The sequence below is a fragment of the Conyzicola sp. genome, assembly GCF_057073975.1.
In genome coordinates this window covers 1-11,621 of the sequence record NZ_JBXMIS010000005.1, presented here as the reverse complement: position 1 = coordinate 11,621, position 11,621 = coordinate 1, and the positions used below count along the sequence as shown (strand labels likewise).

Annotated in this window: 8 protein-coding genes and 1 pseudogene; 6 read left to right on the top strand and 3 right to left on the bottom strand. The window is 65.0% G+C overall.

Annotation, left to right across the window (positions count from 1 at the left end):
- The 3 genes and pseudogenes from AC14A7_RS00390 to AC14A7_RS00380 form a co-directional block, all read left to right on the top strand.
- Positions 1-264 (top strand): annotated as a pseudogene (locus AC14A7_RS00390) (hypothetical protein); the annotation flags it as partial.
- Positions 265-280: 16 nt separating this feature from the next.
- A complete protein-coding gene (mfd, locus tag AC14A7_RS00385; RefSeq protein WP_484005873.1) occupies positions 281-3,802 on the top strand; it encodes a transcription-repair coupling factor in 3,522 nt (1,173 codons plus the stop codon).
- A complete protein-coding gene (locus tag AC14A7_RS00380; RefSeq protein WP_484005871.1) occupies positions 3,799-4,272 on the top strand; it encodes a hypothetical protein in 474 nt (157 codons plus the stop codon). Before mfd ends, AC14A7_RS00380 begins: the two co-directional genes overlap by 4 nt.
- Before the next feature lie 298 nt (positions 4,273-4,570).
- Here the strand turns inward: AC14A7_RS00380 and AC14A7_RS00375 are convergent, their stop codons facing one another.
- A complete protein-coding gene (locus AC14A7_RS00375) occupies positions 4,571-5,338 on the bottom strand; it encodes a CPBP family intramembrane glutamic endopeptidase (RefSeq protein WP_484005870.1) in 768 nt (255 codons plus the stop codon).
- A gap of 11 nt (positions 5,339-5,349) precedes the next feature.
- A complete protein-coding gene (locus tag AC14A7_RS00370) occupies positions 5,350-6,327 on the bottom strand; it encodes a PIG-L deacetylase family protein (RefSeq protein ID WP_484005869.1) in 978 nt (325 codons plus the stop codon).
- Between the two features lie 170 nt (positions 6,328-6,497).
- Between AC14A7_RS00370 and AC14A7_RS00365 the strand changes: the two genes are divergently transcribed.
- The 3 genes from AC14A7_RS00365 to AC14A7_RS00355 all read left to right on the top strand — a co-directional run bounded on the left by AC14A7_RS00365 (position 6,498) and on the right by AC14A7_RS00355 (position 10,263).
- Positions 6,498-7,922 carry an MFS transporter gene (locus AC14A7_RS00365; protein ID WP_484005868.1) on the top strand — a complete coding sequence of 475 codons (1,425 nt, stop codon included), beginning with the start codon at positions 6,498-6,500 and terminating at the stop codon, positions 7,920-7,922.
- A gap of 184 nt (positions 7,923-8,106) precedes the next feature.
- Positions 8,107-9,324, top strand: coding sequence for a DNA cytosine methyltransferase (locus tag AC14A7_RS00360; protein WP_484005867.1), 1,218 nt, complete (start codon positions 8,107-8,109; stop codon positions 9,322-9,324).
- Positions 9,325-9,345: 21 nt separating this feature from the next.
- A complete protein-coding gene (locus AC14A7_RS00355; RefSeq protein WP_484005866.1) occupies positions 9,346-10,263 on the top strand; it encodes a NotI family restriction endonuclease in 918 nt (305 codons plus the stop codon).
- An 881-nt stretch (positions 10,264-11,144) separates the two neighbouring features.
- Here the strand turns inward: AC14A7_RS00355 and AC14A7_RS00350 are convergent.
- Positions 11,145-11,621, bottom strand: a 477-nt coding sequence (locus AC14A7_RS00350) for a thermonuclease family protein (RefSeq protein ID WP_484005865.1), incomplete at its 5' end; no start/stop codon positions are given.

Genomic DNA, 11,621 nt, shown 5'->3' with positions numbered 1-11,621 from the left:
CGCGGCGCCGCCTACAACATCGCCGACGACCAGCCGCTGAGCTGGCGGGAGCTGCAGCGCTCGCAGGCCATCGCCGAGGGCCGCCGCTTTCCCGTCGGGCTTCCGTCGTGGGCACTGCGCGCCAGCGCTCCCTTCGCGGCAGAGATCATCACCCGCACGTCGATGCGGTTGTCGATGACGAGCGCCAAGCGCGACCTCGGCTGGCGACCCCGATACCCGTCGGCGTCGCACGGTCTGCGCGAGAGCGTGGATGTCGCGGGCTGAGCGTAAGCTCTACCGAGTGGCACTCGAGCAGTTAATCACCGGGCTTTCGCACGCCCGCGACGTCTCCGCCGCCCTCTCCAACGCCGATCGCGCCGCCGACTTCTCTCTTGTCGACGGGTTGCGCGCCCCACTGCTGGCCGGTCTGCTGGCGAAACGACCATCCCCGCGCGTGCTCTTCGCCGTCGTCGCGACGGGCCGGGAGTCAGAGGCGCTGCGCTCGGCCCTCGAGTGCTACCTTCCCGGCGCCGAGATCCTCGACTTCCCATCGTGGGAGACCCTGCCGCACGAGCGGCTGTCGCCGTCGGCAGAAACAGTCGGCAAGCGCGCCTTCGCGCTTCGTCGTCTCGCCTCGCACACCGAGGGCACCCTCGTCGTGGTCGCATCCGTGCGGGCCGCGCTGCAGCCGCTCGCCGACAACCTCGTCGAGTTCGAGCCGGTGGTGCTCACGCAGGGCGGGCGCGGCTACGACCTCGCGGCGCTGTCTGCCCGGCTCGTCGACCTTGCCTACTCCCGCGTCGACCTCGTGACCCGTCGTGGGGAGTACGCGGTGCGCGGCGGAATCCTCGACGTCTTCCCTCCGACCGACGACCACCCGGTTCGCGTCGACTTCTTCGGTGACGAGCTGGAGCAGCTGCGCCGCTTCTCCGTCGCCGACCAGCGCTCACTGCCCGGCGACGTTGCATCGGTCGAGCTGCCGCCGAGCCGCGAGCTGCTGCTCAGCCCATCCGTTCGCCAGCGGGCCGCCGAGATGCAGCACGAGTTTCCGTCGCTGTCGGGCATGCTCGCCAAGATCGCCGAGGGCATCCCGGTCGAGGGCATGGAGTCGCTGGCCCCCGCCCTGCTCGACAAGCTCGTGCCGATCACCCACTACCTTCCCGCCGACGCGGCCATCGCCGTGCTCTCGCCAGAGCGGGTGGCCGACCGCGCGCTCTCCCTCGTCGAGACCAACAAGGAGTTCCTCTCCGCTGCCTGGAACGCGGCGACCGCAGGAGCCGAGGCACCGATCGACCTCGACGCGGGCGAGTTCCTCTCGATGTCGGCGCTCCGGCGTGCGGCGGGCAGCCGCCCATGGTGGACCTTCAGCGCCTTCGACGCCAACGACGACGACGTCTTCCGCGTCAACGCGGGTGCCGTTCCGTCGTTCGCGGGGCAACCGGATGGCGCCCTCGGGCACGTAGCCGACCGCCTGCACAACGGGTGGCGGGTCGCGATCGCCGCCAAGGGATCCGGTCTCGTCGAGCGCGCGTCTGACGTGCTCGCGGGGGAGGGGCTCGCCGCCCGCATCGTCGACGCGTTCCCGGCCGATGCAGAGCCCGGCGTCGCCTACCTCGTGAAGGCATCGGTCGAGCAGGGCTTCGAGCAGGAGGACGTCAAGCTCGCCCTGCTCAGCGAGTCGGAGTTCTTCGGCCGTGCCGTCGGCTACGACTCGCGGCAGCCGAAGAAGCTGGCCTCACGCAGAAAGAACGTCGTCGACCCGCTGCAGCTCAAGCAGGGCGACTTCGTCGTGCACCAGACCCACGGCATCGGCAAGTTCGTCGAGCTCGTGCAGCGCGAGGTCTCGAGCGGTGGCCGCAACGCGGTCAAGCGCCAGCGCGAGTTTCTCGTGATCGAGTACCTGCCGAACAAGCGCGGGCTTCCCGGCGACAAGCTCTTTGTGCCGACCGACCAGCTCGACCTGCTCAGCCGCTATGTCGGCGGCGAGGCACCGACCCTGAGCAAGATGGGCGGCAGCGACTGGGCAGCCGCGAAGGGCAAGGCCCGCAAGGCCGTTCGCGACATCGCGGTCGAGCTCGTCAAGCTCTACAGCGCGCGCATGGCGTCGAAGGGCCACGCGTTCGCTCCAGACACCCCATGGCAGCGCGAGCTCGAAGACGCCTTCCCGTTCGCAGAGACGCACGACCAGCTGACGACCATCGAGGAGGTCAAGGCCGACATGGAGCGGCCGATCCCGATGGACCGCCTGCTCTCTGGCGACGTCGGCTACGGCAAGACCGAGGTCGCGGTGCGCGCCGCCTTCAAGGCCGTGCAGGACGGCAAGCAGGTCGCGATGATCGTTCCGACCACACTCCTGGTGCGCCAGCACATGGAGACCTTCGCAGAGCGCTTCGCCGGGTTCCCCGTGCACCTGCGTGCGCTGTCCCGGTTCCAGACCGACAAGGAGTCGAAGGAGACTCTCGAGGGCATGGCCGACGGCACGGTCGACGTCGTCATCGGGACGCACCGCCTGCTCTCGGCCAACGTCAGCTTCAAAGACCTCGGGCTCGTCATCATCGACGAGGAGCAGCGATTCGGCGTCGAGCACAAGGACGCCCTCAAGAAGCTCAAGACCAACGTCGACATCCTCGCCATGTCGGCCACCCCTATTCCGCGCACGCTCGAGATGGCGGTGACCGGCATCCGCGAGATGTCGACTCTTGCGACGCCTCCAGAAGACCGGCACCCCATCCTCACCTTCGTCGGCCCCTACTCTGATCGGCAGGTGATCGCGGCGGTGCGCCGCGAGCTGCTGCGCGAGGGGCAGGTCTTCTATGTGCACAACCGGGTGAGCTCGATCAACCGGGTCGCCGCGCACATCGCCGAGCTCGTGCCAGAGGCGCGCGTCGCCGTTGCCCACGGCCAGCTGCCGGAGGGCGTGCTCGAGCAGGTCATGGTCGACTTCTGGGAGCGCAAGTTCGACGTGCTCGTCTCGACCACGATCATCGAGACCGGCATCGACATCGCCAACGCGAACACGCTCATCATCGACCGCGCCGACAAGTACGGCCTGTCGCAGCTGCACCAGATCCGCGGCCGGGTTGGCAGAGGGCGCGAGCGTGCCTACGCCTACTTCCTCTACGACGAGACGAAGCCGCTGTCGGAGACCGCCCACGACCGGCTCGCGACCATCGCGGCGAACAACGAGCTCGGCGGCGGCATGCAGATCGCGCTCAAAGACCTCGAGATCCGCGGTGCGGGCAACCTGCTCGGCGGCGAGCAGTCCGGTCACATCGCCGGCGTCGGCTTCGACCTCTACCTTCGCATGATCGGCGAGGCCGTCTCGGCCTTCCGCGGCGACGTGGCCGAGGGGCAGACGGAGCTGCGGCTCGAGCTGCCCGTCGATGCGCACATCCCAGAGGAGTACGTCGAGAGTGAGCGCCTGCGGTTGGAGGCGTACCAGAAGCTGTCGACGGCATCCTCGCCCTCGTCCTCACCGGAGCAGATCAGCCAGGTGCTCGACGAGCTCACCGACCGCTACGGCGACCCGCCCGACCAGGTCGTCAACCTCGTCGCCGTCTCGCGACTGCGCAGGATGGCGACGAAGGCCGGCCTCAGCGAGGTCGTCACCATGGGCAGCAACCTGCGCATCGCGCCGGCGGAGCTGCCCGACTCCATCCAGGTGCGCATGCAGCGCATGTACCCGGCGTCGCGCTACTTTGCGCAGACGACCTCCATATCGATCCCGATGCCGCAGAATCTTTCGGACGGCGATCTCATCACCTGGACCCGCGGCGTTCTCGTCGCACTGGGTCTCGAGAAAGCAGACGAGGCAGCCGCATGAGCGAATGCATCCATGGACTTGAACTTGCGATGTGCGACGCCTGTTCGCCAAAGAAGACGCCGGTCGCCCCTCCCGCGGCACCCAAGGTTCGCACCCCGCGGGCCGCGGCAGCCCCGGTGAAGAAGACGCTCATCCAGAGCGACTCGCAGCGCCTGCACGTGGTGCTCACCCTCGACGACTTCGGCGACGTGCTCGCCGCGGGCTACGTCGAGGATCCGATCTACTTCCACGGCCCAGAGGAGCTCGCGTGGAGCGAGCGCCGTCGCGCGGCCAACATCCGCGACCACGTGGTGCTCGTGACCTCGCTCGGGGCCACTCGCGGCCTCGACTCGCTGCCCCTTGGTGCCGTGCAGCTCATCGCCGTGGCAAACAACCAGACGCAGGATCGCGTGCGCGAGATGCTCTCTCTGACAGAGCTGCGCACCAAGGTGTCGGTGTACCCGCCGTGGTTCCAGGCGTCTGAGGAGTAGCACTCAGCCCGTGCGGGTCGAGTAGCCGCATCGCGGCGTTTCGAACCACCCTGCCGATCCCGCCGTCAGGGCGCGGTGAGCCAGTTCGCCGGAACACACTCGGCCACAACAGGACCGCTCGACAGGACACACCGCCCGACAGGACACACCGCTCGACAGGACACACCGCTCGACGGGACACTGCGTCCTGTCGACCGGTCCTGTTGGCGCCGAGTGCACAGGCGGAACCCGCGAACTCCGTCATGGTGATCCTCACGCTCGTCGAGACGCGGTGGCCGAGCGGAAAAGACCACACCTACTAGCGAGGCACCTTCAGCACGATCAGCGGTATCGCCACGAACGACCGAAGGTTGATCAGCGTGTGCGCGACGATCGCCACGAGGATGCTGCCCGTCGCGACGTAGAGCACCATCAGCAGCGCCCCGATGAGCGCGGTCGCCACGATGCCCTTAGCGCCCTGGTAGGCGTGCAGCCCGCCGAAGAGCAGCACCGACGCGATGAGTGCGAAGAGCGCGCTGCCGAAGGCGCCGTAGAGCAGTGCGGGCATGGCGAGGCGAAAAAGCAGCTCCTCGACCAGGCCGGCGTTGAGCGAGAGCAGTGCTCCGAGCCGCACCTCCGCGCGGTTGCGCGGCAGGAGCGCCTGGATGTCGCCGAGGGACGGCAGATCCTCGCCGTCGTCGGGCTTCACGAAGAAGAGCAGCAGGATCGGCACGACGACGAGGGCGACGACCAGCAGCGCCGTGATGATGTAGGCGACGGCCCCGGCATCCATGAATGCGTTCCGCGCACCGCGCACGAGGGGGAGGGCGTTGACGTCGGCGAGCAGCAGCGGAACGAACTGCCAGACCAGCAGCAGGATGCCGACGGCGAGTCCGCCGAAGACGAGGAACGACTCACGCAGCCACGTGCGGAACATCGCCTGGCGGCGCACCGTCGAGCGGTAGCGCTTGAAGCGCTGATACTCCCGGCGGTCTTTGCGGCTCGCCCGCACGGCAAGCAGCACCGTCACGCCGATGAAGACCCCGACGAGCAGCCACGACACGAACGGGAGGTCGGGTGAGAGCACCCTTCAGTGTCTCAGACGGCGGTGACCGCGGCCCGGGTGACGGGTGCCAGTGCCGACTTGCGCACGACCTCGAGGGGCTCGACGTGCACGCCGAGTCCGTACTGCGACCAGTAGCGCGCGGTCGAGAGCACGAAGCCGGGCTCAAGGTAGGGCGGGCGCTCCTGGCCGGCGGCGAAGCACGCGAGCATCGCGAGCTTGTCGTCCACGAAGGCGTCGATCGTCACGAACTCGCTCGGGGTGAAGTCGGTCGAGCCCGTGGTGCCGTGGTAGCAGGCGACCGTCGGCACGCCGAGGCTGGCGGCGATGGTGGCCTGGTGCACGAGGCGGTGCTCTGGGCGGCGGTCTGAGGCGCTGTGCGTGTAGACGATGGTGGGGCGCAGGGTGTCGACGACGTTCTCGATGATCGGCTCAATGGAATCCGACAGCTCTGTGCTGCTCTCGCTGATGAGCGTCGCGCCGATGACGGCAGCCGCTGCCTCGCCCTCGCTGCGGGCGACCTCCGCACCGCCGGGGCGGTGGCCGACAGAGAGGGTGAGCACCGTGACGCTGTCACCGGCCGCACGGTGCGCCGCGAGGATGCCGCCGACACCCATCTCGACGTCGTCGGGGTGCGCGCCGATGGCGAGCACCACCTGGCGACGCTGGCCGGCCTTCGACAGGCGGAAGTCATCCATGAGCCGTGGCAGTGCCGCGGCAAGGGCGGGAACATCGGCGAACACGGCGCTGGCACCGTTGGCGATGGCGCGCTCTGAGGCTCCGAGCAGGGCGATCGGCACGCCGGCGTGGGCATCGTGGATGCCGCCGAAGTGCTCGAGCGAGTCGGTGACGGTCACGACGAGGTCGGGCTGCACCGCCGCTGCCGTGCGGTCGACCTCGCTGCTCAGGGTCGTAAGCACGCCGATGCCTGGCATGGCCTCGGCAATGAGCCACTTGGTCTGAGCGGCGTCTTCGAGAGTGTCGGCGACGACAAGCACAAGGTAGCGTTCCACGGGTTCCACGGTCCTCCAGGGGGGTTGGACTCACCGTACCTAGCGCCCGTTCAGACAACGAATCGTGGGCCGCCCCAATACGAGGGGCGTTCTGGGGATTGAGTAGCGCGCGAAGCGCCCGTATCGAAATCGGGGAATGGATGTCGCACCCACTTGATTGTCTTAAGGCAATGACTACGAACGTCGGCCTGCGCTCTGACCGCGGCCCCATCCTGCTCGCCCTCATGGTCACGACCGGGCTCATCGCGATCGACGCGACCATTCTCGCCACCGCCGTTCCGACCATCGTCGACGACCTCGGCGGCTTCTCGCAGTTCCCGTGGCTGTTCTCCAGCTACCTGCTCGCGCAGGCGGTGTCGGTGCCGGTCTACGCGAAGCTGTCTGACACGCTGGGGCGCAAGCCGATCATCCTCGTCGGCATCGCGCTGTTCCTGCTCGGCTCGGTTCTCTGCGGACTCGCGTGGAGCATGCCGGCCCTCATCGCGTTCCGTGTCGTGCAGGGTCTTGGCGCTGGCGCCATCCAGCCGATGGCCATCACGATCGCTGGCGACATCTACACGCTCGCCGAGCGCGCCAAGACGCAGGGCTACCTCGCCTCGGTCTGGGCGGTGAGCTCGGTGGTCGGGCCGTCGCTCGGCGGCATCTTCGCCGCGCTCGACGCGTGGCGCTGGATCTTCTTCGTCAACGTGCCGCTCTGCGTGCTCGCGGCCTTTCTACTCATGCGCTCGTTCCACGAGAAGATCGAGCGGGTCAGGCACACAATCGACTACGCGGGGGCGATCCTGCTGACCGTCTCCCTCTCGCTGCTCATCCTCGCGGTGCTCGAGGGCGGCCAGGCCTGGGCGTGGAACTCGTGGCAGTCGGTCGGAGCCTTCTCGCTCGGCGGCCTGCTGTTGCTCGCATTCGTGCTCGTCGAGCGCCGCGCCGCCGAGCCAGTGCTGCCGCTCTGGGTCTTCTCTCGCCGCCTGCTGCTCACCACCTCCCTCATCGGCCTCGCGACGGGCGCGCTCATCACCGGGCTCACCTCCTACGTGCCCACCTACCTCGAGGGCTCCATTGGCACGTCGCCGTTGCTGGCGGGTCTCGCGTTGGCGGCATTGACTCTCGGATGGCCGATCGCGGCATCCATCTCGGGTCGCTGGTACCTGCGCTACGGCTTCAAGCGCACCGCCATCGTCGGGCTGGTGATCGCCCTGCTCGGCACGGTTGTCGTTGCGGTGTTCGCCTCGACCCCGTCGGTGCTCGTCGTCGCGATCGCCTGCTTCGTGATCGGACTCGGACTCGGCACCTCGGTGACCCCGTCGATGATCGCGGCGCAGTCTTCGGTGCCATGGAACGAGCGCGGCGTCGTGACCGGCACGAACATGTTCGCGCGGTCGATCGGGTCTGCTGTTGGGGTGGCGATCTTCGGGGCGATCTTCAACAGCTCGCTCGCCGGGTCGGTTGCTCCCGGTGCCATCACGGTGGCGTCTGGGCTGGTGTTCGCGGCGGTGGTTGTTGTGGGGGTGGCGGCGATTGTGGCGGCGGTGGTTATGCCGCGGACGCCGGTTGCTCCGGCCGCGGTGGTTGAGCCTGTCGACACCCCGGCGGGTTGAGTTGGACGCGAAGCGCCCGTATCGAAACTCAGCGAGAGACTTCCGGACTGCACGGACCGCACAAATCAGCCTGATGTCTGATCCCTAGTATTCAATAGGATCCTGACGGGATGCCTGGTCCGGCGAGTCCGCTCCTAGCCGTGGCCGGGTGGTTTTACGCTATTCAGAACGCCGAAGGAATCAAATGACTGCTCAACGCCGCATGGTGGATCTCTTTGCAGGAGCAGGGGGCCTCTCTCTGGGCCTTGAGTCTGCTGGATTCACAAGTGTCTACGCAAACGAGATCGTCTCGCAATACGCGGAGACGTACTCAGCAAACCACCCCGACACATGGGTGGATTCACGCGACATCCGGAATGTGGATCCTGAAGCGGTACGCGAGCGACTTGGGATGAGAAAGCGAGAACTTTCCCTCCTTGCGGGAGGTCCGCCTTGCCAAGGTTTTAGTGTCAACGCTCCGACACGGAGTACTTCTGACCTGCGTAATCACCTTTTTCTTGACTTTCTCAAGTTTGTGGATGCCTTCCAGCCGGAAGCAGTCTTGATCGAGAATGTGCCGGGATTGGTCAGTTTTGAAGGCGGCGCGACATTGGAAGCAATCCTGGCGTCGCTCTCCAAGCTGGGGTACGTGGCGGACGTCAGAATCCTCTATGCGCCCCACTATGGAGTTCCGCAAACTCGGTGGCGCACGATCATTGTGGGACTTAGAGATGACGTGCGTGAATACGACGATGTCTTTCCGACGCCGCGACACAGAGCGCCAGCTCGAATCAATTTCACTTCGTCTCACCGGAGCAGAAACCTCGTTTCACTTGTCGACGATCTGAATCTCCCAGGGCACATCACAATCAAAGACGCGCTCAGCGACCTTCCGCCGCTGGAAAGTGGTCAGGCCGTTGCGGATGGATCCCCCTATGCCAGCGAGCCTGCAAACAAGTACCAGGCAGTGCTTCGCTCGCGATCCACGGGCGTCCACAACCACCGCGCGGCTGCGCTAGGGGAAATAAATAAGAAGCGACTAGCGCACATACCCCCCGGCGGCAACTGGACAAACATCCCGATCGACTTGCTTCCCGAAGGAATGAAACGCGCGAACAGAGGCGATCACACGAAGCGGTACGGGAGGACTCTTCCAGAAGGTCTGTCTTCCACGATCCTGACCAAATGCGATCCTCATTGGGGCGCCTATTTCCATTACGGTCAGGACCGCACTTTTACTGTCCGCGAAGCGGCACGAATTCAATCGTTTCCCGACGATTACAGGTTCACCGGATCGCTTTCGGATCAGTTTGCGCAAGTCGGCAATGCAGTGCCCCCCCTATTGGCGACTGCAATCGGACAGAAGCTCATGGATATGCTCGACCAGAGTCAGGAGCACGCGGAGTCGCGTCTCGCGGTGTGACGCAAAGAACGAGGGCAAACCTTGGCATCTACAGTCTTCGAGTATTTTGGTCGACCTGCAGTGGATCAATCTCAGCATGCGCGCGATCTCGCGGACTCGAAAACATGCCCCTTCATTGGCCACAAGTGCGAGAAGACGCTTAACGACGGAACAATATCTGGAGTTTGCTCAATCAAGCCAACCCGAAGCGATCCCGTAATCTGCTGCCCGATCCGGCTCTATGGTGACGGCTATCGAATTCTCCAAGACGTCAGCGATATTGCGTTTGGCCCTGGCCTAGACCTGGTGCCGGGGAAGTCGGCACGACAAATTGTGAGAGACACGGGTACGAGCGTTGTGGGAGTCTTCGGTCGTCGGTGGGGCGGTGAACTCCCGCTCCCTCGCAAGAAGGGCGGTGGCAGTTACTTCATCGACTGGATCCTCGCTCACATCGGAGCAGATGGCGAGCTCGTCGAGTTCACGGCAGTTGAGGTACAAACGATTGACACGACGGGCAACTACCGCAACGGGATCGCGGGGATGGAGTCCGACCCGAGGAACCTTGAGAAGACTACGGCCGGGCTGAATTGGGAGAACGTCAGCAAGCGGATAATTCCGCAATTGATCTACAAAGGCCAAGTGCTGCAGCGAGAATCGAAAGTGAACAAGGGATTGTTCTTCGTTTGCCCTGCGCCGGTATTCAACAAGATTGAAGAGCGCCTGGGAGGTATAGAGGCTTTGCCTCGCTTCCCAATGAACGCGGGAACAATCACCTTCTTGTCCTACGACTTCGAGAACCCCAGCGTCGACCCTGGGGAATTCACAGGCGTGCTTCCGATAGTACAAAAACGGTCGCACACGACTTCGGTTGATCGATTCCAATTTGCTTTCAATAACGTTGCGTTATCGGAAGGTGATGCGTACGGCGCTGCGATCGAAAAGGTGCTGGGCATCCGCTAGACCGTTTGCGCTTTGACATCCCCCATGGCGGCCAAACCTTGTGAACTTCGCCCACACCAAAGAAGTGCTGAGTGAAAGACACCTCAGGCGACGCCTAAGTCGTCGACGACGTTGATGACGAGCGAATCTGGTCATTTCGAGCGGAGGGGGAGTCTCAGATCACAATGACGTCTCTCCTCGGTAACGTCGCGACATGGATACGGTTTTAGCTATTGGGTTCGCCACAACTGGCGCAACTCTCTTCGTGACGGTTGGGCTCTTCTTTTTGGACCGATTGCTGTCTCGCCGTAGGGACCGAATAGAAGTGCGTCGCCTCCTGGTGACGAGGGTGCTTGACGCATTTGATGCTTCGATACGCCACCTGCTGCGACCCACGTTCGTACAAGTTTGGAACAACAGTGAAGTGGAGTACGCCCTCCTCACCCCGCGGCTGCTTTTAGACCTAGCGGGGGACGACCGAGCGATCGTGCCATGGCTTCAGCGCCAGATCCAACACATGCTGTTGAGCAAGTCAAATAAAGAACGAATTGTCATTCGGTCCAGGGTGGTCGAACAACTGGTTCGTTGGCACTCGGGTGAACTCAAGGCATCCTGGTTCTCCGATCAGCTTGCAACTGACCCTGTCTCCACAGATTTTGCAGTGCCATATTCCATCCGTCTGAGGCAATTGGGCCGCGACTCGTGGGGTTGGGCTCAGGTCTTCGCGGTTGTAGCTGGCCTTGCTCTTCTCATTCGGCAAGCGATTTCCAAATAGTTGGGAACGGTCACTTTGTCCAGAAGTTTGACTCCAGAGTCGCGTTCCCGACATGACTGGGAGCACGACAAGCCGGTGGTGATCGCGGCCGACATCATCCGGGTCGTGCGACCGGACGCAGACTGACCTAGCACGCCCCCCAAACTCCGACCCCCGCATCCATCGCCGCATCCTCCGCCGCCTCGAACTCGTTCTCGTAGCGGCGGTTCTGGCCGATGAAGACGGCCTCGGCGTAGCCGTCGGCGACGAGCGAGTAGTTCACGAGCTCGCCGGACGAGGTCCAGATGAAAAGCAGGGCGCGGCCGTACTGGTCCAGCGGCGACACGTCGGCGAGGGTGTAGACGGTCGCGCCCTCGGGCAGGAGGGTGCGGGTGAAGGCCGTTGCGTCATCCGCGTAGCAGTCGCCGACCTCGGGGGTGTCGACTGCCAGCAGGCGCACCTTGAGGTTGGGGTCGGCGGGGGTGCTGAGGAAGACGGTGTCGCCGTCGTGCACGTAGTTGACGGTGGCGGGCTGGGCGTCATCCGGTTGGGGAATGGATGCGCTGCCGAACTCCGGGGCGGCGGTGGCAGCGGGCGGGGCGTCGTCGCGCGGCACGGCGAACCA